This is a genomic window from Amnibacterium soli (genome assembly GCF_039544415.1).
In the GTDB taxonomy this organism is placed as follows: domain Bacteria; phylum Actinomycetota; class Actinomycetes; order Actinomycetales; family Microbacteriaceae; genus Amnibacterium; species Amnibacterium soli.
This window is the reverse complement of the sequence record NZ_BAABLP010000001.1, coordinates 145,792-168,933: the sequence shown is the minus strand read 5'-3', so window position 1 is coordinate 168,933 and position 23,142 is coordinate 145,792. Positions and strand designations below refer to the sequence as shown.

Sequence of the window (23,142 nt, the reverse complement as noted above, 5' to 3'; positions counted from 1 at the left end):
CGCGGAGGATCAGACGGCGGCGATGGTCCAGGCGACGGCGTGCGACGCGCCCGGCTCGAGCACGACGAGGTCGGTGCCCGAGTTGAAGGCGTCGGGCGGGCACGTCATCGGCTCGACGGCGAGGCCGGCCCGGTCGTACTCGGGCTCCGGGCGGTCGGCGGTGTGCACCTGCACCCACGGGGCGCCCTCGTCCCAGCGCAGCTCGGCGCCCGAGCCGTCGGCGGCGAGCACCCGCGCGCGGCGGGCGCGGAGGCCGGTGAACGCGTGGTCGATGAACAGGTCGCCGATGCCGCGGGGCTCGGCGAAGTCGAACGGCCCGCCGGCGACGTCGGCGAGGCCCTGCGGGATCAGCCGCTCGGGGTCCACCTCGAGCACCTTCCCGGCGGCGAGCTCGAGCGTCCAGTCGTCCACGCGGCCGGGCCCGCCGACCAGGTACGGGTGGCCCGAGGTGCCGTAGGGGGCGCGCGTCCCTCCGGTGTTGGTCGCCGCGATGCGGGTGACGAGGCCGTCGTCGGTGAGGCGGTACTCGACCTCGACCCGGAGCCGGTGGGGGTAGCCGGACTGCGCGACGACCTCCGTCTCCAGCGTCACGGCCTCGCTCGTGCGCGTCACCACGCGGAAGTCGGCCCAGCCGAGCAGCCCGTGCAGCGCGTGCCCGCGGTCCGGCTCGGTGAGCGCGAGCTGCTGCTCCCGCCCCTCGAAGACGTAGTGGCCGTCGACGACGCGGTTCGGCCAGGGCACGAGCACGGCGCCCCGGAACAGCGGGCGCACCTCGTCCTCGTGGAACGGCACGACGAGGTCGCGGCCCTCGAAGCGCAGCGCGCGCAGGGAGGCGCCGACGGAGGCGATCTCGGCCGCGTAGCCGCCGTGGCGCAGCGCGACCTGCGTGCCGCTGACCGGGCGGCCGGTCACGCCGTCACCGCCGCGTCGAGCAGCGCCGCGGTCGCGGGGCCGACGAACTTGCGGTCGGGGTCCGTGCGCTCGACGAGCGCGCGGAAGTCGGCGAAGCGCGGGTAGCGCGACGCGACGACCGCCTTCGGCATCGTGTTCACCTTGCCCCAGTGCGGGCGCGGGGCGAACGGCTCGAGCGCGGCCTCGATGCGGGGGCAGAGCGCCTCCACCGCGGCCTGGTCGTTCTTGAACGTGAAGTGGATCGCGAGCGACTCGCGGCCGGTGGCCGGGCTGATCCACAGGTCGTCCGCGGCCATGGTCCGCAGCTCGGTGACGAGCAGGTGCGGGGCGATGTCCGCGCCCAGCTCGCGCACCGCGGCGAGCGCGGCGGGCGCGTCCGCGCGGTCGATGAAGTACTCCGTCTGGATCTCGTCGCCGTTGCTCGGGGTCGAGTCGATGCGGAAGTGCGGGAGCGTGGCGGACCACGCGCCGGCGACGCCGAGCTGCGTGGTGTTGTCGCCGACGCCCTCGACGATCAGCGCCGAGTTGCTGCCGTCGCGCACGGCCCCGGACAGCTCGTCCGCGACCGGCTCGTCCGCGGAGGCGAGCCGCCGCTTCACCCACACCTGCTGGATCGGGTCGGTCACCCAGTCCGTGAAGATGCTCACGCTGTAGCCCGCGCCGGTCACGGCCGGCACGTTGGACAGCAGCGTCGACCAGGCGAGGCCGCGGTACACGTCCTGGCGGATCAGGTACGTCGGCTCGATCGCGAGCTCGACCCGCACGACGACGCCGAGCAGGCCGAGCGCGACGACGGAGCCGGCGAAGTCGGGGTCGCCGTGGCGGACCCAGCGCAGCTCGCCGTCCGGGCCGACGAGCTGCAGCCCGCGGACCGCAGTCGACAGGTTGCCGTTCAGGTCGCCGGAGCCGTGGGTGCCGGTCGAGATGGCGCCGGCGACGGAGATGTGCGGCAGCGACCCCATGTTGTGCAGGGCCCAGCCCTGCTCGGTGAGGTGCGTCGCGACCGCGGCGTAGCGCGTGCCCGCGCCGACGGTGAGCACGCGGCGCTCCTCGTCGATCGCGAAGTCCGCGGGGATCTCCGTCGTCGTGACGAGCACGCCCTCGGTGTCCGCGACGTCGTTGAACGAGTGCCGCGTGCCGAGTGCGCGGATGCGCGGCGAGCGCGCGACCAGCTGCTGCACCTCGGCCACGCTCGTCGGCGCCTCCACCGACGACGCCCGGTACTCGTAGGTGCCAGACCAGTTCCGCACGCGAACCTCCTCGTTCTTCTTCCTCTGCGTCCCATCCTGGCGGACGCCGGTGACCGCCCGCTCCCAGGTGCACCGGACGCCGGCCGCGCGGCGGATCCCCGGCCCGCGGAGGCGCCGCGGGGTTACGGTTGCGGCAGCGCCACGGAGCGGCGGCGCGGCGGAGGGAGCCTGATGGCGGTCGGGATCGCACGGGTCGGGGACGAGGTCGACGCGGATCGCCTCGGCGCGCTGATCGCGGAGCTCGACGCCGGCGCGGAGCGCTGGGCCGTCACCTCCCTCGAGGACCGCGCGGGCCTGCTGCGCCGCACGCACGCCGCCGTCTCGCGGGCCGCCGCCGACTGGGCGCTCACGGCCGCGCGCATCAAGGGGCTGGATTCCTCCTCCCCGCTGGTCGGCGAGGAGTGGCTGGCCGGACCGTACGCGGCGCTGACCTCCCTCGCGCGCCTGGCGAGCACGCTCGACGACCTCGCGGCCGGGCACAGCCCGCTGCGGGGCCTCCGCTTCCACGCGGCGCCCGGCGGACGGCGGGCGGTCGACGTGCTGCCGCTCGACGCCACTGAGGGCCTGCTGCTGCACGGCTTCCGGGCGGAGGTCTGGTTCCCGCCCGGCACGACGGACCAGCGCGCGATGCTCACCGCGGGGCTCGGCGCCCTGCGGGTCGGCGAGTCCGGCGGGGTCGGCCTGGTGCTCGGCGCCGGCAACATCACCGCGATCCCGCCGCTCGACGTGCTCTACGGCCTCGTCGCCCACAACCGCGCCGCGATCCTCAAGCTCAACCCGGTGCTCGCCGACATGGCGGCGCCCTTCGAGGCGGCGTTCGCTCCGCTGGTCGAGGCCGGCCTGCTGCGCATCGTGCAGGGCGGCGCCGACGTCGGCGGCTTCCTCGCGCACGCGCCCGGCGTCCGCCACGTGCACATCACCGGCAGCGTCGTGAGCCACGACGCGCTCGTGTGGGGCACCGGCGAGGAGGCGGCCGCGCGCCGGGCCGCGGGCACGCCGGCGCTCGAGACGCCGGTGACGAGCGAGCTCGGCGGCGCGTCGCCGATCATCGTGGTGCCCGGCGAGTGGACCGCGGCGGAGCTCGCGTTCCAGGCCGAGCACGTCGCGACGATGCGCCTGCACAACGGCGGCTACAACTGCATCGCCGGGCAGGTGCTGCTGCTGTCGACGGACTGGCCGCAGCGGGAGGCGTTCCTCGAGCAGGTGCGGCGCGCCCTCGCCGCCGCGCCGCAGCGGCCGGCCTGGTACCCGGGCAGCGCGGACCGCAGCGCCGCCGCCCTCGCCGCCTACCCCGCCGCCGAGCGGCTCGGAGCCGACGGCGGCCGGCTGCTGATCGACGTCGGGGGCGAGGACGCCGGTGCGATGGGCACGACCGAGTGGTTCGCGCCCGTGCTCGGCGTGGTCGACGTGCCGGGCACCGGCAAGGCGTTCCTCGACGAGGCGGTCCGCGTGGCGAACGACGAGCTGACCGGCACGCTCGGCGCGAACGTGCTGATCCGGCCGGACGTGCGCCGATCGCTCGGGGCCGGGTTCGGCCGCGCGATCGCCGCGCTGCGGTACGGCACGATCGCGATCAACGCGTGGACCGGCCTCGGGTTCCTGCTCGCCGCCACCCCCTGGGGCGCGTTCCCGGGCGGCACGCGGGAGGACGTCGGCAGCGGGATCGGCGTCGTGCACAACGCGCTGCTGATCGACGGCGCGGAGCGCGCGGTGGTCCACGGGCCGTTCCGCCCGTTCCCCGCCTCCGTGCTGGCCGGGGAGCCCGCGCTGTCGCCGCGGCCGCCGTGGTTCGTCACCGCCCGCACCGCCGCCACGACGGGGCGCCTGCTCACGGGCTTCGCCGGCGGTCGTGCGCCGTGGCTGCTGCCCGCGGCCCTCGCGGCCGCCTTCCGGGGCTAGCGCGGGAGGTGGCCGGACGGGTCCGCGAGCAGCGGCCCGAAGGCGAGCTCGGCGGCGCCGATCAGCAGGATGCGGGAGCCGAGCTCGCTGCGCCGGATCTCGACGCGCTCGTCGATGCCGGGCAGCGCCCGGTCGGCGACGAGCGCCTCGAGCCGCGGACCGGCGACCGCGGCGAGCGCCGACAGCGACCCGCCGAGGATCACCCGCGCGGGGTTGAGCACGGTGACGGCGTTCGCGATGGCGGTCGCGAGCGCGTTCACCTGCCGCTCGACCTCGTGGGCGACGGCCGGGTCGTCGGAGGCGGTGAGCGCGGCCTCGAGGCGCTCCGGCGTCGCGCTGTCCAGGTGCAGGACGCGCAGCAGGGCCTGGCGCGACACCGCGGCCTCCAGCGTGCCCGGCACCCCGAGGGTGTCCTTCGCGCCGGTGGGGGCGAGGATCGTGTGCCCGAACTCGCCCGCGTGCCCGGTCGCGCCCGTCAGCGGCACCCCGCCGGCGACGATGCCGCCGCCGATGCCGCTCGCGCCGCCGTTCAGGTAGATGAGATCCGCGACCCCGCGGCCCGCGCCGAACAGCCCTTCCGCCCGGGCGCCGAGGGCCGCGTCGTTCGCGGCGGCGGCGGGCACGCCGAGCGCCTCGGCGAAGCGCGCCGCGAGCGGCACGTCGCGCCAGCCGAGGTGCGGCGCGAGGCGGACCACGCCGTCGGCGGCGCGGACGACGCCCGGCACCGCGAGGCCGGCGCCGACCGGCTGCCGGTCCGGCTGCCGCGCGAGCAGGCGGCGCGCGGCCGCTGCGCCCGCCGCGACGGCCTCGTCCACCGACGGCGCCGCGTCGAACGGCGTCCGCTCGACGGCGAGGACCTCCCCGCCGAGGCGGACGAGCGCGACCGTGATCGCGTCGATCTCGGGGTTGATCGCGATCGCGACCGGGCGCTCCCCCGCGCGCACCACGGGGCTCGGCCGCCCGACCTGCCCGCCGGCGGCCGGCTCGTCCTCGACCACGAGCCCGCGCGCCGCGAGGTCCGCGACGAGCGCGCCCACCGTGGACCGGTTGAGCCCGCTCTCCCGGGTCAGCTCGCTGCGCGTCGCGGGCGACAGGTGCACGCGCTGCAGCATCAGCGCGAGGTTGCGTCGCCGCTCGGCCCCGCCGGCGCGCCCGCCCGGGTCCGTCGTCAGCACCTCGTCAGCATACGGACGGCGGATCGGGCCGTCGCGGGAGGGGCCGGACGGCGAGCCGACGTCACGCCTCGACGGACGCCCTCCGGAACGACGCGCCGGGGTGGGAGGCGGGCAGGTGCGCGTGCCCGAACATCCGCTCCCGCAGCGTGGGCCCGGCCGGTGCGGCCTCCGGCTCGGCCACGAGGCCGCGTCGCCGCATCTCGGGCAGCACCAGGTCGAGGAAGTCGTCGAACGTGCCGGTCGGGTCGGGCTGCACGAGGAACCCGTCCGCCCCGGTCTCCGCGAGGAACGCCTCCGCCTGGTCCACGACCTGCACCGGGTCGCCCACGAAGGGGGCGCCCATGACGGAGTTTCGGCGGAACTCCTCGAGGATCTGCCGCACCGTCAGCGCGGGCGCCCCGTTCGCGCCGGAGAACCGCTCGACGTTGGTCCGGCCCGTCTCCGTGCGCGTCGTCGTCAGCGGGCCGTCGAGGTCCATCGACATGAGGTCGAGGCCGGTGAAGAAGGCGTAGGCGGCGGCCGCGTCCTCGAGCGTCCAGAAGCCGGACTGCGCCGCCCGCTTCGCGAGCGCCTCCTCCTCCGTCGGCGCCACCACGAAGGTGCCCGCGGAGAGGAACACGACGGCGTCGCGGCCGCGGCCGTTCGTCTCCAGCAGGTCGCGCACGGAGGCGATCTGCGCGGCGGTCGCTGCGGGCTCGCTCGCGAGGAAGACGGCCTCCGCGTAGTCCGCGGCGAAGCCCCGGCCGCTCGAGGAGGCGCCGGCCTGGAACAGCAGCGGGGTCCGCTGCGGGGACGGCGGCACCGTGAGCACGCCGCGGGCGCCGTGCCAGCGGCCGTGCCGGTCGATCTCGTGCACCTTCGACGCGTCGGCGTACGTGCCCGACTCGCGGTCCTCGACGAGGGCGTCGTCCTCCCAGCAGCCCTCCCACAGCTCCATCGCGAGGCGCAGGTGCTCCTCCGCGCGGGCGTAGCGCTCGTCGTGCGGGATCAGCGGCTCGTCGAACAGCAGCGCGGAGGCGTTCTGGCCGGCGCCCGTGACGACGTTCCAGCCCAGGCGGCCGCCCGTCAGGTGGTCGAGCGTGGCGAACCGCCGGGCCACGATCTGCGGCTTCTCGACCGTCGTCGAGACGGTCGCGACGAGCCCGAGGCGTTCGGTGGCGAGCGCGAGGGCGGACAGCAGCACGACCGGGTCCGCCTTGGGGAACTGGATCGCCCGCTCGATCGCGCGCGGCACGACGTGCTCGTCCACCACCGGGTAGGCGTAGTCGTCGGCGAGGAACAGGAAGTCGACGCCTGCCGCATCCAGCCGCTTCGCCATCGTCACCCAGTGCTGCAGGTCGAGGAAGTCGGTGGAGGTGTTGCCGGGCAGCCGCCACTGCCCCATCGTCGTGACGGCCTGGAACATGCCGATCCGGATCGGCCGCTGCCCGCTCATGCGGCGACCGGCGCGGGGCTGAGGCGGCGGAAGGTCGAGCCGTGGAACACGAGCGGCTCCGCGGCGGGATCGGTCGCGAGCGCGTGGACGCGCAGCAGCACGACCTCGTGGTCGCCCGCGGGCGTCTCCCCCTCGATGCTGCACTCGAGGTGCACGGGCGCGCCCTCGATCAGGATCGCGCCGGTGTCCGTGCGCCCGGTGGCGATGCCCGAGAAGCGGTCGACCACCTTCGAGGCGAGCTGGCGGCAGGCGGCCTCGTGCGCCTCGCCGAGCACGGAGACGCCGAGGCGCGCGCCGCGGCGGAGCACCGGCCAGGTCTCGCTGGTGCGCTGCACCGCGAAGAGCACGAGCGGCGGGTCGGCCGAGATGCCGACCTGGAAGGAGGAGGCGACGAGCACGCGCGGCGCCCCGTCCACCTCCGCGGCGATGGCGGCGACGCCGGACGGGAACAGCGCGAACGTGCGGCGCAGCGCGCCGTCGTCCCTGCCGAGAGCGGTGAGCGGCGACACGGGGCCTCCTCCTGCGAGAGCTGAACCGAACGGTTCAACGGTAGGGGCCGGGTGTTTCGTCCGGGTTACTTCTCGACGGGCAGGAGGCGGTCGACCAGATCGGCGTACGAGGCGTCCAGCAGGTCCCGCGGCGCCCCGGCGAGCAGGGAGACCTGCAGCCCGCGCCACGCGGTGACGAGCTGGGTCGCGAGGACCCGCGCGCGATCGGCCGGCACCGCCTCGGCCTCGAGCGCCTGCTGCACCTCCGCGACCCACTCGCCGCCGAGCCGCTGGAACAGCTCCGCGTTGCGCTCCGGGTGGTACAGCGCGACGCCGAAGGCCTGGAAGAACAGGGCGAGGAACGGCCGGTTGTCGGGGTGGGCGATGTCGGCCCAGACCCGCAGGAGGCGGTCGCGCAGGGCGCCGTCGTCCGTGCGCAGCCGGCGCAGCGCCCCCTCGAGGATCGGGAAGCGCTCGAACGCGACGAGCGTCGCCTGCTGCAGCACCTCCTCCTTCGAGCCGAAGTAGTAGAGGAGCATCCGGTTGTTCGAGCCGACCGCCCGGGCGAGCTCGCTGAGACTGAGATCGGACGCGCCGTGGGCGAGCAGGTGGTCGGCGACGAGCTCGAGCAGGCGTCGCCGGCCGGTGGCGGGCGGCGACGCCGGGTCGGACGTCGTGGTCACGACGCCGACCCTATGAGAGGTTCAGGCGCGGGCGCCGCCGTCGGGGCGCCCGAAGTACGAGCGCGCGTCGGCCGGCCGGATGTCCGCCACGGCGTCGTCGAAGATCCGCATCGGGTGCCGGGCGTAGGGGTGCTCGGCGATCGCGTCGAGGTCGAGCTCGACGCCGAGGCCCGGGCGGTCGGGGATCATCACGTCGCCCTCGTCGGTGAGCACGAGCGCCTCGTCCGAGATGTCGCCGCGCCACGGCACGTCGACCGCCATGATCTCGAGGTACCGGAAGTTCGGCAGGGCGGCCGCGAGCTGCAGGGTCGCCGCGGTGCTGAGCGGGCCGCTCGGGTTGTGCGGCGCCATCGGGACGTAGTGCGCGGCCGCGAGCGTCGAGATGAACGCGAGCTCGAGCATGCCCCCCGCGTGCGTCACGTCGGGCTGCACGTAGTCGACCGCGTGGCGCTCGAGCACCGGCACGAAGGCGTTCCGGCCGAACCAGCGCTCCCCCGCGGCGACGGGCACCGGGATCTTGGAGCGCACCTCGACGAGCGCGTCGATGCCGTCGGGCGGCGTCGGCTCCTCGAAGAACACGGGGTGGAACCGCTCCAGCTCGCGCCCGACGCGGATCGCGGTCGGCACGTCGAAGCGGCCGTGGCCCTCGATGAACAGGTCGACGTCGTCGCCGACGGCGGCCCGCACGGCCTCGACGGGCTCGAGCATGCGGCGCAGGTCCGCGGTGCCGACGGTGAGGTCGGCGGCCTCGAACGGGTCCCACTTCAGCCCGCGGAAGCCCTGGGCGACGGTCTCGACGGCCGCCTTCGCGAAGTCCTCGGGCTCGCGCGCGCCGGAGTACCAGCCGTTCGCGTAGGCGCGCACCCGGTCGCGCACGGGGCCGCCGAGCATCCGCGAGACCGGCACGCCGAGCGCACGGGCCGACACGTCCCACATCGCGGTCTCGAGGGCGCTCAGCGCCGTCGTGGTCACCGGCCCGCCGCGCCAGTAGGCGTCGCGGTTCAGCGTGTACACCGTCTCCGCGATCCGGGTCGGGTCGAGCCCGACGACCTTCTCGGCGAGCAGCCGGACGGCGCCCCGCACCGCGTGCTCCTGGCCCTCGAGGGTCGCCTCCGCGACGCCCGTGAGGCCCTCGTCCGTGCGCAGCACGACGAAGACGAGGTTGGTCCGGTAGAAGTCGACCACGACCGTGTCGAACCCGGTGATGCGCATGCTGTCCTCCTCGAGAGCGAGCGGCGTTCGGGCGGCACCGCACCCGATCCGCACCCGGTCGGCTCGTCGACCTGCTGCGTCCCGGATCGCCGCGGGCGGCGATCCGGTGTCGATCGGGCGTTCCCCCTTGAACTCGTCCCGAAAGTTTCGACACAATGACCGAAAGCCGCGGGGTGTTTCACCCTAGGAAGCGCCGGAACGGGACGTCAAGCCGACCGGCCCACGGCGAGGAGAGCCATGAGCCGCACCGACGCAGCCCGCCCCGGCCGCACCACCCTCGCCATGCTCGCGACCGAGGCCGGCGTCTCGATGTCGACCATCTCGAAGGTGCTGAACGGGCACACCGACGTGGCCCCGGCGACGCGGCAGCGGGTGGAGCGCCTGCTCGACCAGCACGCGTACCAGCGGCGAGGCACGGTCGCCCGCGGGTCGACGCTGCTCGAGCTCGTGTTCTCCGACCTGTCGAACCCGTGGGGGTCCGAGATCATGGCGGGGGTGCAGGAGATCGCGCACCAGGAGGGGATGAGCGTCGTCCTCTCCCCCAGCGGTGCGCGGCACGAGCCCGGTCCGGGGTGGCTGCCCGGGGTCCTGCAGCGGCGCCCGGCCGGCGTCCTCCTCGTGTCGACGGACCCCGCCCCGCTGCTGCGCGAACGGCTCAGCTCGCGCAGCATCCCGTTCGCGGTGATCGACCCGGCCGGCGAGCTGCCGCCGGGCACGCCGTCGGTCGGATCCACCAACTGGGCGGGCGGGCTGGCGGCCACCCGGCACCTGATCGAGCTCGGCCACACGCGGATCGCGGCCCTGGGCGGCCACGCCCACATGCTCTGCTCCTGGGCCCGGCTCGACGGCTACCGCTCCGCGATGGCCTCCGCCGGGCTCCCCGTCCGCGAGGACTGGGTGCACATGGGCGACTTCCTGGTCACCGGCGGCCGCGCCGCGGCCGAGCGGCTGCTGTCCTCGGACGACCGGCCCACGGCGGTGTTCGCCGGCAACGACCTGCAGGCGCTCGGGATCATCGAGGTGGCGGCGGAGCGGGGGCTGCGCGTGCCCGAGGACGTGTCGGTCGTCGGCTACGACGACACCCAGGTTGCGATGTGGGCGCGGCCCCGCCTCACCACCGTGCACCAGCCGATCCGGCGGATGGCGGAGGAGGCGACGCGCATCGTCCTGCGCCTCGCCGCGGGCGAGCCGGTGGAGCAGCAGCGCCTGGAGCTCGCCACGCACCTCGTGCCCCGGGACAGCACCGCGCGCCCTGCCTGAACGGTCCTCCCGCGCGTCGTCGTGACCTGATCGAGACGTGGACTCGCGGAAGTTTTCGTTGACATCGTCGGGAACCGCAACAAAACTGACCCCGCCGACGAGGGCCGTGCCCGCACACCTCGAGGCGAAGCACAGCAGTTCAACGAAGAACAGTCGACGCACCGGACGAAGAAGCCGGCGTCGGAGAGGACACCGAAGATGGCATCTCTACCCACCGGATCCGGCTTCACGCGGCGCACGCTGCTCGGCGCAGGCGTCAGCGCGCTCGCGGTCGGCGCACTCGCGGCCTGCAGCACCGGCGGATCGACGAGCGGCAGCGGCGGCAGCGGCAACGCGAGCAAGCCCCTGAAGTTCTGGAACATGCCGTGGGGTCCCCCGGCGTTCCTCACCGAGGACAAGCGGATCGCCGCGGCGTACAAGCCGAAGAGCGGTTTCGGGTCCGTCCAGTACCAGCAGATCCAGTGGGCGAACTTCATCCAGTCGTTCTCCACCGCGGTCGCGGCGAACAACGGCCCTGCCGTCTCCTCCGGCGGCGGCACGCAGGCCTTCCTGTTCGAGAGCCAGGGCAAGATCGCGTACGCGGACGACCTGCTCGACAGCTGGAAGAAGAACGGCATCTACGACGACTTCCTCCCGGGCGTCGTCGACACGCTGAAGTCCGACAAGGGCTACGCGGCCGTCCCCTACAACCTCGACATGCGCCTCGTCTGGTACAACAAGGCGCTCCTGGAGCAGGCCGGCGCGGACATGCCGACCGACTGGGACTCCTACGAGGAGATGTGCAAGAAGCTGAAGAAGATCGGCGTCTACGGCTACGGCACGCGCTCCGGCGCGGGCGCCTTCACCGGCTTCCACCAGATCGTGGCGCACATGATCAACAACGGCGGCGGCCTCTTCAACAGCGACCAGAAGCCCGACGTCGTGACCGACAAGAACATCGAGGCGGTCGACTGGGTGCTCGGCCTCGTGAAGAACGGCTACTCCGACCCGCGTGCGGCGACGTACACGAGCGACAACTTCTACGCGCAGGTCAGCGCGAAGAAGTTCGGCGGCATCTGGGACGGCGCCGGCGCCAAGCCGAACGTCAAGGCCGACGTCGCGAAGGACCTGGTCGTGGGCGACCCGCTGACGGGTCCCGGCGGCGAGAAGGGCGCGCTCTACTTCCCGAACAACATCATGATGTACAAGAACACCCCCAGCCAGGCGGCCTCCGAGGCGTTCCTGACGTACTACTACCAGAACATGAAGACGCTCTGGACGAAGAACACCGGCATCGGCCTGCCGGTGCTCAAGTCGATCGCCGACGAGGCGTACAAGAACGACGTCGACAACAAGAAGATCCTCGACGTGTGGCAGCCGATCTCGAAGACGTGGGGTGCGCCGGGTCAGAACACGGTGTTCCTGAACGTCACGAAGGTCGACGGCACGCAGCCGACGATCAACTTCGCGCAGTCGGTCCTCGGCGGCAAGGTGACGGCGAAGGCCGCCCTGGAGACCCTGCAGAAGGCCCTCGAGGCCTGAGCCGCGTCCCTGTCCTGAACCGGATCGGGCGGCGGGGGTCGTGCGCCAGCACGGCCCCCGCCGCTCGCCGAGCGAGATGAGCTGTTAATGACGACAGACACCCTTCCCGATCGCATCGATCGGGCCCGCCGCGGGGTCGCCCCCGGCGGTCAGGGGCCACGACCACGGACCGGCAAGCGGGGATCGCCGCTCAGCCGCGCGGGCATGACGCTGGTGCTCTTCGCGCTGCCGTCGCTGGTCCTGCTGATCCTGCTGAACCTCTTCCCGGTCATCTACTCCTTCCTGCAGTCGCTGCAGCAGGGCACGCCGTCGACGCTGCCCTGGGAGACGCCGTTCGTCGGCTTCCAGAACTACATCGACGTCCTCACGTCGGACCAGTTCGTGCAGTCGGCGATCTTCACGCTGATCTTCACGGTCGTCGGCGTGTTCGGCTCGTGGATCATCGGGCTGCTGCTGGCGCTGCTGCTGCGCACGCGCATCCCCGGCGGCGGCGTGTTCAAGGTGCTGCTCCTGCTGCCCTGGATCGTGCCGGTGGTGGTGTCCGCGACGTCCTGGAACTTCCTGGTCGCGACGCCGCAGAGCCCCGCGCCGATGCTCCTCGCGGCGCTCGGGCTCGGCGACGTGAACTTCCTCGGCGACCCGGTGCTGGCGCAGATCGTGGTCTGCATCTTCAAGGTGTGGATCAGCTTCCCCTTCATGATGATGATGATGTCGTCGGCCCTCGCGTCGGTGGACACCAACGTCTACGAGGCGGCGAAGATGGACGGCGCCACGAGCTGGCAGGCCTTCCGCGGCGTCACGCTGCCGATCATCTCGAGGACCACCTACATCAGCTGGGTGCTGATGACGATCTTCTGCGTCAACGACTTCCCGACGATCTTCCTGCTCACGCAGGGCGGTCCCGTGAACGCGACGACGTCGCTGATCGTGCTCGCGTACCAGTACGCGTTCCAGAACCTGCAGACCGGTCCCGCCACGGCGGTGGCGTTCATGATGACCGCGGTCCTCGTGATCATCTCGACCGTGCTGTACCGGCAGATCCAGAAGGCGGACGTCGAATGAGCCAGACCCTCGCCGCTCCGGGCGCCACCTCGGCGACGCTCGGGCAGGTCCAGCGCACCACCGCGAAGTCGCGGGAGCAGAAGGGCCAGTGGTGGCGCTTCCTGCTGATCGCCGTGGTCACGCTCATCGTGATCATCCCGATCATCACCGTGTTCTACCTCTCGACCCAGCCGGGTCAGGGCAGCACGCAGACCGGGTTCACGTTCGAGAACTTCACGCGGGTCTTCCAGACCACCGACGTCGTCCTCTGGCTCGGTGACAGCCTGCTCGTCGCGCTCGTGACCGTCGTCGTCTCCGTGGCGATCGCGGCCCCGGCCGGCTACGTGCTGTCCCGGCTGCGGAACCGCCTGGTGTCCGGCTACTCCCTGGTGCTGTTCGTCGTGCAGGCGCTGCCGGTCGTGACCGCGGTCATCCCGCTGTTCATCACCTTCTCCGCGCTCGGCCTCGTCAACACCCTGCAGGGCGTCGCGATCATCTACATCGGTTCGACCATGTCGGTCGCGATCTGGATGATGGCGGCGTACTTCGACTCCATCCCGATCTCCCTCGAGGAGGCGGCGTGGATGGACGGCGCGAGCGTGTTCGGCGGGTTCCGCCGGATCGTGCTCCGCAACTCCCTGCCGGGCATCCTGTCCACCGCGATCTTCTCGTTCCTCCTCGCGTGGAACGACTACCTGATCGCCCTGCTGTTCCTGCAGGACTCCACGAAGTACACGCTGCCCATCGGCCTCAACACGTTCTTCCAGCAGAACGCGGCCGACTGGGGAGCGGTGATGGCCGTCGCGGTCATCATGATGCTGCCGCCCGTCCTGCTGTTCGTCTTCCTGAACAAGTACTTCAGCGTGGGCGGCATCGGCGGATCGCTGGCGGGCCGCTAGCAGCACCCGCCGCACCGACACGGGGATCCGGGCGTTCGCGCCCGGGTCCCCGTCTCCATGGACGCCCGCTCGAGGAGGAGCCATGCCCGTGCCGTCACCCACCATCCGCGCCGCGGTCGACCGCATCATCCCGCCCGACTCCCGTCCCGGCGGCTGGGACGGCGGCGTCGCCGCCTACTTCGCCGACTCCCCCGACCTCGGCTGGGCGGACGACGCGCTCGCGCGCCTCGACGCCCGCCTCGCGGACCTCGCGGGCGGCACCGCGTTCGCGGAGCTCCCGCCCGAGCGGCAGGACGAGCTGCTCGCCGCCGTCGCCGCCGACCCGGAGGGCGCCCACGAGTTCGCGGCGCTGCGCCGGATCGTGTTCGAGGGCTACTACGCCGCCCGCGAGGGCGCCTCCCCCGCCGGGCTCGCGCTCGTCGGCTTCCGCGCGGTGCCGGAGGGGGTCGAGCCGGTCGAGCCCGACCTCGTGCCCGACGTCGGCGTCGGCGGGCTGCGCCGCGACTACGACGCGATCGTCGTCGGCAGCGGGCCCGGCGGCGGCGTCGCCGCCCAGCTGCTCGCGCAGGCGGGCCGCAGCGTGCTCGTGATCGAGCGCGCGGAGCGCGTGCCGGACCGGGCGCTGCGCGGCGACCACCTGCGCGGCAAGCGCAACGCGGTGTACCGCCCGACCGCCGGCCCGGGCGCCGGCCACCCCCGGGTGGCGCAGCTGCCCGAGGGCGACCGCGTGCTCGACGGCACCGACGACGCCTGGCTCTACGGCCTGAACGCCGACAGCATGGGCGGCGGCACCCGCATCTGGCAGGGCATGGCCTGGCGCTTCATGCCCGACGACTTCCGCATGGCGTCCGTCTACGGCAACCCCGACGGCGCGAGCCTCGTCGACTGGCCGGTCGACTACGACGCGATGGAGCCGTACTACTCCCGGGCGGAGCAGGAGCTCGGCGTCGCCGGCGAGGAGGGAGCGCTCACCTCCCGCACGCCGCGGTCCGCGGGGTACCCGATGCCCCCGTTCGGCACGGAGCCCGCCCGCGAGCTGCTCGCCGGCGCGGCGGACCGGCTCGGCTGGGGCTGGGGCCCCATACCGCTCGCGCTGAACAGCGTGCCCCACGACGACCGGCCCGCCTGCGTGCGCTGCCCGCAGTGCGTCGGCCACGCCTGCCCGGTGAACGCGAAGAACGGCAGCCACAACACCTTCCTCCCCCGCGCCGCGGCGACCGGCAACTGCGACGTGCTCTACGACGCGGAGGTCGTCGAGGTGCGCGACGGGCGCGGCGAGGCGGGCGTCACCCTGATGGCGAACGCGTCCGGCGAGCCGGTGCGCGTCGACGTGCGCGCCGAGGTCGTCGTCGTGGCGGCCGGCGCCGTCGAGACCCCGCGCCTCCTGCTCGCCAGCGGGCTCGGCAACGACCACGTCGGCCGACACCTGCACGACCACCGCTTCGTCACGATGCTCGGCACCGTGTCGGAGCCGGTGAAGCCGTACATCGGCCCCGGGCACTCCGTCGCGACGCTCGACCACGTGCACGGCGCCTCCATCCCGTGGGGCGGCGGCGTGCTCGTCGACCTGATGGGGCTGCTGCCCCTGACCTGGGCGTCGAACCCGCTGCCCGGCGTCCCGACCTGGGGCAAGGGCCACAAGGACTGGATGGCCGGCGACCGCGCGAACGTGTTCGGCGTCTTCGGCATGGGCCAGGAGGTGCCGATGCCCACCTCCCGCGTCACCCTCGCGGACGTCCAGGACCGCTGGGGCCGTCCGGGCGCCGCGCTCCGCAAGCTCGTGCACCGCGCCTCCGTCGAGGTCGAGGACGGCATGGCCGCCCGCGGCGAGGAGTGGCTGCTGGCCGCCGGCGCCGGCGACGTGTTCCGCCAGCGCGGCACGGCGACCGCGTCGGCCGCGGGCGAGCACTCATGCGGCACGGCGAGGATGGGCACGGATCCCGCCTCCAGCGCGACCGACGTGTTCGGCCGCCCGTGGGGCACCTCCCGGATCGTGGTGTGCGACTCGTCGCTGCACCCGACCAACGGCAGCGTCAACCCGACGCTGACGATCGTGGCGAACGCGCTCCGCGTCGCCGAGCACCTGGTGTCGTCGTGGCCGGCGAGCACCGCAGGAAGGACCGCATGAGCACCCGCTCCGCTCTCATCGTCCGAGGTGGCTGGGACGGGCACATGCCCGTCGAGACCACCGACTCCTTCGTCGGGTTCCTCGAGGACAACGGCTTCTCCGTCGTCGTCGAGGAGTCGAACGAGGTCTACGCCGACGCCGAGCGCATGGCGGGCGTCGACCTGATCGTGCAGGTCGTCACGATGTCGGAGATCTCGAAGGAGGCCCTCGCGGGTCTCATCGCGGCGGTCCGCGCCGGCACCGGCATGGTCGGCTGGCACGGCGGCATCGCCGACTCGTACCGGAACAGCGCCGACTACCTGCAGCTGATCGGCGGCCAGTTCGCCCACCACGCGAACATCGCCCCGCCCGAGCAGCTGTCCGGCGAGCAGTCCGACAACTACCAGGAGTACACGACCGAGATCACCGAGCTCGGCCGCACCCACCCGGTCACGGCCGGCGTCGACGACTTCACCCTCACCTCCGAGCAGTACTGGGTGCTGTCCGACGAGTACAACGAGGTGCTGGCGACCACGACCCAGGCGAAGCGCGACTGGGACGCCTGGGACCGCCCGGTCACGTTCCCCGCCGTCTGGACCCGGCACTGGGGCGAGGGGCACATCGTGGTCTCGACCGCCGGGCACCGCCTCGAGATCGTGCAGGACCCGTCGGTCCGGAAGATCATCGAGCAGGGCCTGCTCTGGGCAGCGCGCCCGGCGAAGGCCTGAGCCGCGACGTCCCCTGTAGACAGACGAGAAGGAGGAGCGCGATGACGCGACCCGTCACCCTGTTCACCGGCCAGTGGGCCGACCTGCCGTTCGAGGAGGTGGCGCGGCTCGCGGGCGAGTGGGGCTACGACGGCCTCGAGATCGCCAGCTGGGGCGACCACCTCGACGTGGTGCGAGCCGCCGAGGACCCCGACTACGTCGCGGACCGGAAGGCGATCCTGGAGCGCAACGGCCTGAAGACCTGGACGATCTCGAACCACCTGCTCGGGCAGGCAGTGTGCGACTCGCCCATCGACGAGCGGCACCGCGACATCCTGTCCGACCGCGTCTGGGGCGACGGCGACCCCGAGGGCGTGCGCCAGCGGGCCGCGGCCGAGATGATCACGACCGCGAAGGCCGCGAAGGCGATGGGCGTCGACACCGTCACCGGCTTCACCGGCTCGTCGATCTGGCACGCGGTGGCGATGTTCCCGCCCGCCTCCGACGCGTTCGTCAAGAAGGGCTTCGACGACTTCGTCACGCGGTGGACCCCGATCCTCGACGCGTTCCAGGAGCAGGGCGTCCGGTTCGCGCTGGAGATCCACCCGACCGAGATCGCGTACGACTACTGGACCGCGAAGCGGGCGATGGAGGCGATCGACCACCCGGCGTTCGGGTTCAACTTCGACCCGTCGCACTTCGTGTGGCAGCAGCTGGACCCGTCGATGTTCCTGCAGGACTTCGCGGACAAGATCTTCCACGTCCACTGCAAGGAGTCGGTGACGCACCTCGACGGCCGCAACGGCCGTCTCGGCAGCCACCTGCCCTGGGCCGACCCGCGCCGCGGCTGGGACTTCGTCTCGGTCGGGCACGGCGAGGTGCCGTGGGAGCGCATCTTCCGCACGCTCAACGCGATCGGCTACGACGGCCCGACCTCGGTCGAGTGGGAGGACGCGGGCATGGACCGCCTCGCCGGCGCACCCGAGGCGCTCGAGATCGTCCGGAAGCTCAACGCGATCCAGCCGCCCGCCGCGGCGTTCGACGCGGCCTTCAGCACGAAGGCGGGTGCGTGATGCCCGAGACGCTGAACGTCGCCGTCGCCGGCTACGCCTTCATGGGGCGCATCCACACCGCCGGGTGGGCGCAGGCCGCGAAGTTCTTCGGCACACCGGCCCGGGTCACCACGGTGATCGGGCGGAACCGCGAGAACACGCAGGCCTTCGCCGACGCGTTCGGCATCCCGAACGTGCTGACCGACTGGCGCGACGCGGTCGCCGACCCGGACATCCACGTCGTCGACGTGTGCACGCCGGGCGACAGCCACGTCGACATCGCGATCGGCGCGCTGGAGGCCGGCAAGCACGTGCTCTGCGAGAAGCCTCTGGCGAATTCCGTCGAGGGCGCCGAGCGCATGGTCGCCGCCGCGGAAGCCGCCAGGGGCCGCGGCATCCGGTCGATGGTCGGCTTCTCCTACCGTCGCACCCCGGCCCTCGCGTACGCGCGGCAGCTCGTGCAGGAGGGGCGGATCGGCGACATCCGCCACATCCGCGCGGTCTACCTGCAGGACTGGATCGCGGACCCCGAGTTCCCGCTCGTGTGGCGCCTCGACAAGGACGCGGCCGGATCGGGCGCGCTCGGCGACGTGGGCGCGCACATCATCGACCTCGCGGCCTTCCTGACGGGCCACCGGCTGACCGGCGTCTCGGGCCTCACCGAGACGTTCGTGAAGACGCGGCCGAAGCTCGCCGAGCAGACCGGCGGCCTGACCGCCAAGGGGTCGACGGAGCACGGCGACGTGACCGTCGACGACGCGGCCGTCTGGGTCGCGCGGACCGACAAGGGCGCCCTGGCGACGTTCGAGGCGACCCGCTTCGCGGTGGGCCGCAAGAACGCGATGCGGATCGAGCTGAACGGGTCGAAGGGCTCGCTCGCGTTCGACTTCGAGCGGATGAACGAGCTGGAGTTCTTCGACTTCACGCAGCCCGCCGCCGAGAACGGCTTCCGCCGCATCCAGGTCACCGAGCCGGAGCACCCGTACGTCGGCGCCTGGTGGCCGGCGGGTCACGGGCTCGGCTACGAGCACACGTTCACGCACGAGGTGAAGGCCTTCACGGACGCGATCGTCGAGGGCCGCGACCCCGAGCCGTCGTTCGCCGACGGCCTCGCCGTGCAGAAGGTGCTCACCGCGATCGAGGACTCGAAGGGGAACTGGGTCTCCCTGTAGATCCCGGGGACAGCAGGAGGGCCCGGCCGCCGAAGCGGCCGGGCCCTCCTGTTCTGTCTTCGTCTTCACGGAGTTCTGGCGGGCCTTCGGCCGGCCGGAACTCCGTCACGATGCGACGCGCCTACCAGGTGTCGGGGGTCGCGCCCTCCGGGACCGCCTCGGGACGGTCGACCGTCGTCGTGAGCGTGATCACCGTGTGCTCGGTCGAGCTGCGCGGGATCGCGTCCATGATCTCGAGCACGTGCTGCGCGAGGGCACCGGAGGCGCGGTGCGGCCGGTCCGTCGCGATCGCCTGCGCCATGTCGGCGAGGCCGTAGCCGCGTCCGGCGCCGACGTAGCCCGCGTTCGGCTCGACGGTGCGCCACTCCTGGTCCGCGGTCGTCCACGCCTCCACCGGGTCGTCGAACCGGTTGGGGTCCGGCACCGCGATGGAGCCCTCGGTGCCGTGCACCTCGAACAGCGGGATGCGCGTCGCCCACGTGTCGAACGAGAAGGAGACGCGGGAGACCGCGCCGCTCGCGTGCTCGAGGATGCCGCTGACGCCGGTGTCGACCGAGACGGGCACGGCCTCCCCCGCGCGCGGGCCGGTGGCGACGCTGCGCTCGCGCGGCGAGCGGATGCTCACGCCCGAGACGCGGACGACCGGACCGAGCATCGTGACGAGCGCGGTCAGGTAGTACGGGCCCATGTCGAGCAGCGGGCCGCCGCCCGGCGTGTAGTAGAAGAACGGGTTCGGGTGCCAGCGCTCGTGACCCGGCGCGCTCCAGTGGGCGTCCGCGGTCAGCACCTGCCCGATCGCGCCGTCGTCGATGAGGCGGCGCGCGGTCTGGATCCCGGTGCCGAGCACCGTGTCCGGCGCGCTGCCGACGCGGAGCCCGCGCTGCTCGGCGAGCTCGAGCATCGGCGCGGCGTCCTCGGGCTTCAGCGCGAGCGGCTTCTCCGCGTACACGTGCTTGCCGGCCTCGAGGATGCGGGTGCCCACCTCGACGTGCACCGCCGGGATGGTGAGGTTCAGCACCGCGTCGATGTCGTCGGAGGCGAGCAGCGCGTCGACGGAGCGGGACTCGACGCCCTGCTCCTTCGCCACCTCCGCGGCGCGGGCCTCGTCGAGGTCGGCGACCGCGACGAGGCGCAGGTTCGGCAGGGACGGGAAGCTCGCGAAGTACTGGGCGCTGATGACCCCGACTCCGACGACGCCGATTCGCAGGGGCTCGGTCATTCGAGGGTCCTCTCGTAGGGGTTCCAGTCGGCGGGCAGGGGCTCGGGCGCGGCGACGCGGCTGGTCACCGCGACCGCGGCCCCCTGCTCGGACGCCTCGGCGGCGGCGAGCATCACGTCGAGCACGTGGGCGGCGAGGGCGCCGGAGGCGCGCTCGGGCACGCCCGCGGCGATCGCGCGGGCGAGGTCGAGCACGCCGAGCCCGCGGCCCGAGGTCGGCCCGACCGGCTCGATCTGCTCGGGAGTCGGGCGGTCCTGCCCGGTGTAGCCCTTCCAGGACTCGAGCGTCCACAGCGCGGACTCGCCGTCGAACATGTTCGGGTCGGGCAGCACGATGGCGCCGGTCGTGCCGGTCACCTCGAAGAAGCCCGAGCGCGGCAGCGCGGACTCGAACGAGAAGGTCGCCTGCGCGGATGCGCCGCCCCCGAACTCGAGCAGCAGCGCGGAGTGCGTCGGCACGGTGACCTCGAAGCTCGTGCCCGCGCGCGGGCCGGACTCGATGACGCGCTCGGGGCGCCCGATCGAGCCGACCGCGGAGACGCGGACGACCGGGCCGAACAGGGTCACGAGCGTCGTCAGGTAGTAGGGCCCGAGGTCGAGCAGCGGGCCGCCACCGGCCTGGAACAGGAACTCCGGCGCCGGGTGCCAGCGCTCGGGGCCCGGGTTCAGCACCATCGTCGTCGCGGTCTGCGGCGCGCCGATGCGGCCGTCGGCGATCGCGCGGAACGCGGTCTGCAGCCCGGCGCCGAGCACGGTGTCGGGCGCGACGGCGACGCGCAGGCCGGCGGCCTCCGCGGCGTCGAGCACCCGGCGGGCGTCCTCCGCGTTCGTCGCGATCGGCTTCTCGCTCCAGACGTGCTTGCCGGCGGCGAGGATCTGCAGGTCCACCTCCGCGTGCACGGAGGGCAGCGTCAGGTTGACGACGATCGCGATGCCGTCGTCCGCGAGCAGCTGCTCCGTGGTGCCGGAGGCGGGCACGCCGAACTCCTCGGCGCGCGCCTTCGCGCGGTCGAGGTCGATGTCCGCCACGAACCGGACCTCGAGGTCCGGGAAGGTGGTGAGGTTCGCGAGGTACTGCGCGCTGATGACGCCCGCGCCGATCAGTCCGACCCCGACGGTCACTCGCCCGCCTCCGCGTCCACGGTGTTCACGTAGGCGAGGGAGGCGGCGAGGCCGTCGACCGTGTCGCCCTCGTAGTCGTCGAACTCGAGCACGCGCATCGCGGAGGGAGCCGCGGCGAGCACGGCGGGGACGTCCATGGCGCCCTCGCCGGCGGGCAGCTGCGCCTTCGTGTCGCGGGTCTTCGGGCCGTCCTTCACGTGCAGGAAGCGCACGCGGTCGCCGAGCCGATCGAGCAGGCCGAGCACGTCGACGCCGCCGACCTCGACCCAGTAGGTGTCGACCTCGAGCACGATGCGCTCGTCGAGGCGGGGCGCGAGCAGCTCCAGCGCGGGGGTGCCGCCCGGCCGCGCCTCCAGCTCCCACCAGTGGTTGTGGTAGCCGAAGGTCAGGCCGTGCTCGAGGGCCTGCTCGGACGCGCGGTTCATGCGCTCGGCGATGCGGGCGATCCCGTCGATCGACTCCCAGTCGTCCGTGCGGTGGGCGGGGTCGATGACCGTCCGCACGCCGATCGCCGCAGCGGCCTCGAAGGCCGGCGACGGGTCGCTCAGGCCGAGCACGCCCGCGTGCGCGGACGGCGCGACGAGGCCGGTGGCGGCGAGCGCCGCGGCGTACTGGTCGGATCCCGTGACGAACGCGCCGTAGGGCTCGACGTTCTGGAAGCCGAGGGAGGCGAGGCGCGCGAGCGTCCCCTCGAGGTCCTCGGCGATCTGCTCACGGACCGAGTACAGCTGGACGGACACGGGTCCTCGAGGCATGCGTGCTCCTTCGCACTTCGATGCGCGGCCGTGCTGCGGCCGCCGATGGCTCCATCCAATCACGCCCCAATGTTGCGAGCCACAACATTCGCGCGCGCGAGGGTCAGCCCCGGCGCGGCGCGGGCGCGGCCGTCGTGTGCCGCTCGACCAGCCGGGTGGCGAGCGTGACGTGCGGGCGGCGCAGCTCCTGCTGCCCCATGAGCGCGGTGAGCATGGCGACGGCCTCGTTGCCCAGCTGCTGCATGGGCTGGCGCACCGTCGTGAGCGGCGGATCGGCGCGCGCCGCCTCCGGCACGTCGTCGAACCCGACCACGGAGAGGTCGCGCGGCACCGCGAGCCCGCGCGACTGCGCGACCTGCACGACGGCGAGCGCCGACAGGTCGTTCGCCGCGAAGATCGCGGTGGGCCGGACGGGGAGGTCGAGCAGCTGGTTCGCCGCCTCCCGGCTCAGCTTCAGCTCGTAGTTGCCGGCGCGCACGAGGTCGGCGTCGAACGGGATCCCCGCCTCCTCGAGCGCGCTGCGGTAGCCCGCCTCCCGCAGCAGGGCCGACCGCAGGTCGTGCCGACCGGAGACGAAGCCGATCCGCCGGTGGCCGAGCCCGATCAGGCGCTCCATGGCGAGGCGCGCGCCGCCGTAGCCGTCCGAGTCGACGGTCGCCAGCCCGGCGGGGCCGGTGTGCGGGTCGATCGCGACGAGCGGGATCGTGCCGGGCAGGTCGACCACCGTCGGCGCGACGAGGATCGCGCCGTCGAGCGTGCCGCCGAGGCGCGAGAGCGACCGGCGCTCCCACCCGTCGTGCTCGTTGCCGGTCAGGCTGCTGTAGGCGAGCACGTCGTTCCCGCTGTCACCGAGAGCCACTCCGATGCCCTTCAGGACCTCGGAGGAGAAGGGCTCGAACGCGGCGATGAACACCCCGACGACACCCGTGCGGCTGGACCGCATGCTGCTCGCGCCGAGGCTCGAGGCGTAGCCGAGCTCGGACGCGATGCGCAGCACCCGGGCGGCCGTCTCGCTGCCCACGCCGTAGCGGCCGTTCACCGCCTTCGACACCGTCGCCACCGACACCCCGGCGGCCGCGGCCACGTCACTGATCGTCGCGCGCCCCTGCACGGGATGACGGTAACGAATGGCAACCGTTTTCGAAACCGTTTGACACCCTTCCGCGGTTCACGGATCGTTCATGCCGTTCGCACGCGGATCGCAGCAGATCGGCGCGGGCACTCCCCTCGATGA

At 73.2% G+C, this 23,142-nt stretch carries 20 protein-coding genes; 9 read left to right on the top strand and 11 right to left on the bottom strand.

Annotation, left to right across the window (positions count from 1 at the left end):
• Window positions 1–9 precede the first annotated feature (9 nt).
• Window positions 10–912, bottom strand: coding sequence for an aldose 1-epimerase family protein (locus ABEA53_RS00815; protein WP_345479001.1), 903 nt, complete (start codon window positions 910–912; stop codon window positions 10–12).
• A complete protein-coding gene (locus tag ABEA53_RS00810) occupies window positions 909–2,162 on the bottom strand; it encodes an FAD-binding protein (protein ID WP_345479000.1) in 1,254 nt (417 codons plus the stop codon). Before ABEA53_RS00810 ends, ABEA53_RS00815 begins: the two co-directional genes overlap by 4 nt.
• A gap of 171 nt (window positions 2,163–2,333) precedes the next feature.
• Between ABEA53_RS00810 and ABEA53_RS00805 the strand changes: the two genes are divergently transcribed.
• A complete protein-coding gene (locus ABEA53_RS00805) occupies window positions 2,334–4,061 on the top strand; it encodes an aldehyde dehydrogenase family protein (protein ID WP_345478998.1) in 1,728 nt (575 codons plus the stop codon).
• Here ABEA53_RS00805 and ABEA53_RS00800 read toward each other — a convergent pair.
• From ABEA53_RS00800 to ABEA53_RS00780, 5 genes are all read right to left on the bottom strand, one after another.
• Window positions 4,058–5,236, bottom strand: a complete 1,179-nt coding sequence (locus ABEA53_RS00800) for an ROK family protein (protein WP_345478997.1) — start codon at window positions 5,234–5,236, stop codon at window positions 4,058–4,060. The two genes, ABEA53_RS00805 and ABEA53_RS00800, sit on opposite strands and share 4 nt — an antisense overlap.
• A 61-nt stretch (window positions 5,237–5,297) precedes the next feature.
• Complete coding sequence (locus tag ABEA53_RS00795) at window positions 5,298–6,671, bottom strand: NtaA/DmoA family FMN-dependent monooxygenase (RefSeq protein ID WP_345478996.1); 1,374 nt, start codon at window positions 6,669–6,671, stop codon at window positions 5,298–5,300.
• Window positions 6,668–7,180, bottom strand: coding sequence for a flavin reductase family protein (locus tag ABEA53_RS00790; RefSeq protein ID WP_345478995.1), 513 nt, complete (start codon window positions 7,178–7,180; stop codon window positions 6,668–6,670). Before ABEA53_RS00790 ends, ABEA53_RS00795 begins: the two co-directional genes overlap by 4 nt.
• 65 nt (window positions 7,181–7,245) lie before the next feature.
• Window positions 7,246–7,842, bottom strand: a complete 597-nt coding sequence (locus tag ABEA53_RS00785; protein WP_345478994.1) for a TetR/AcrR family transcriptional regulator — start codon at window positions 7,840–7,842, stop codon at window positions 7,246–7,248.
• Between the two features lie 21 nt (window positions 7,843–7,863).
• Complete coding sequence (locus ABEA53_RS00780; protein WP_345478992.1) at window positions 7,864–9,054, bottom strand: mandelate racemase/muconate lactonizing enzyme family protein; 1,191 nt, start codon at window positions 9,052–9,054, stop codon at window positions 7,864–7,866.
• A gap of 237 nt (window positions 9,055–9,291) precedes the next feature.
• On the opposite strand from ABEA53_RS00780, the gene ABEA53_RS00775 reads away from it, so the two are divergent.
• The 8 genes from ABEA53_RS00775 (at window position 9,292) to ABEA53_RS00740 (ending at window position 18,813) form a co-directional block, all read left to right on the top strand.
• Window positions 9,292–10,314 (top strand): LacI family DNA-binding transcriptional regulator, encoded by a 1,023-nt coding sequence (locus tag ABEA53_RS00775; RefSeq protein WP_345478991.1) that lies wholly within the window; start codon window positions 9,292–9,294, stop codon window positions 10,312–10,314.
• A gap of 198 nt (window positions 10,315–10,512) precedes the next feature.
• Window positions 10,513–11,835 (top strand): ABC transporter substrate-binding protein, encoded by a 1,323-nt coding sequence (locus tag ABEA53_RS00770; RefSeq protein ID WP_345478990.1) that lies wholly within the window; start codon window positions 10,513–10,515, stop codon window positions 11,833–11,835.
• 87 nt (window positions 11,836–11,922) lie between these two features.
• Complete coding sequence (locus ABEA53_RS00765; RefSeq protein ID WP_425550576.1) at window positions 11,923–12,897, top strand: carbohydrate ABC transporter permease; 975 nt, start codon at window positions 11,923–11,925, stop codon at window positions 12,895–12,897.
• Entirely contained in the window at window positions 12,894–13,775 is an 882-nt protein-coding gene (locus ABEA53_RS00760) for a carbohydrate ABC transporter permease (RefSeq protein ID WP_345478988.1), read from the top strand. The genes ABEA53_RS00765 and ABEA53_RS00760 overlap by 4 nt, the downstream gene beginning before the upstream one ends.
• A gap of 88 nt (window positions 13,776–13,863) precedes the next feature.
• Window positions 13,864–15,903, top strand: a complete 2,040-nt coding sequence (locus ABEA53_RS00755) for a GMC family oxidoreductase N-terminal domain-containing protein (RefSeq protein WP_345478987.1) — start codon at window positions 13,864–13,866, stop codon at window positions 15,901–15,903.
• Window positions 15,900–16,610, top strand: a complete 711-nt coding sequence (locus ABEA53_RS00750) for a ThuA domain-containing protein (RefSeq protein ID WP_345478986.1) — start codon at window positions 15,900–15,902, stop codon at window positions 16,608–16,610. Before ABEA53_RS00755 ends, ABEA53_RS00750 begins: the two co-directional genes overlap by 4 nt.
• A gap of 41 nt (window positions 16,611–16,651) precedes the next feature.
• Window positions 16,652–17,662 carry a sugar phosphate isomerase/epimerase family protein gene (locus ABEA53_RS00745; RefSeq protein WP_345478985.1) on the top strand — a complete coding sequence of 337 codons (1,011 nt, stop codon included), beginning with the start codon at window positions 16,652–16,654 and terminating at the stop codon, window positions 17,660–17,662.
• A complete protein-coding gene (locus ABEA53_RS00740) occupies window positions 17,662–18,813 on the top strand; it encodes a Gfo/Idh/MocA family protein (protein WP_345478984.1) in 1,152 nt (383 codons plus the stop codon). The genes ABEA53_RS00745 and ABEA53_RS00740 overlap by 1 nt, the downstream gene beginning before the upstream one ends.
• Before the next feature lie 121 nt (window positions 18,814–18,934).
• Here the strand turns inward: ABEA53_RS00740 and ABEA53_RS00735 are convergent, their stop codons facing one another.
• From ABEA53_RS00735 to ABEA53_RS00720, 4 genes are all read right to left on the bottom strand, one after another.
• Window positions 18,935–20,032: a Gfo/Idh/MocA family protein gene (locus ABEA53_RS00735; RefSeq protein ID WP_345478983.1), complete on the bottom strand. Its 1,098-nt coding sequence runs from the start codon at window positions 20,030–20,032 to the stop codon at window positions 18,935–18,937.
• The gene (locus ABEA53_RS00730; RefSeq protein ID WP_345478982.1) at window positions 20,029–21,153 is read right to left on the bottom strand and encodes a Gfo/Idh/MocA family protein; all 1,125 of its coding nucleotides are present in this window, start codon (window positions 21,151–21,153) and stop codon (window positions 20,029–20,031) included. The genes ABEA53_RS00735 and ABEA53_RS00730 overlap by 4 nt, the downstream gene beginning before the upstream one ends.
• A complete protein-coding gene (locus tag ABEA53_RS00725) occupies window positions 21,150–21,908 on the bottom strand; it encodes a sugar phosphate isomerase/epimerase family protein (RefSeq protein WP_345478981.1) in 759 nt (252 codons plus the stop codon). Before ABEA53_RS00725 ends, ABEA53_RS00730 begins: the two co-directional genes overlap by 4 nt.
• 103 nt (window positions 21,909–22,011) lie before the next feature.
• A complete protein-coding gene (locus ABEA53_RS00720; protein WP_345478980.1) occupies window positions 22,012–23,019 on the bottom strand; it encodes a LacI family DNA-binding transcriptional regulator in 1,008 nt (335 codons plus the stop codon).
• Window positions 23,020–23,142: the final 123 nt, after the last annotated feature.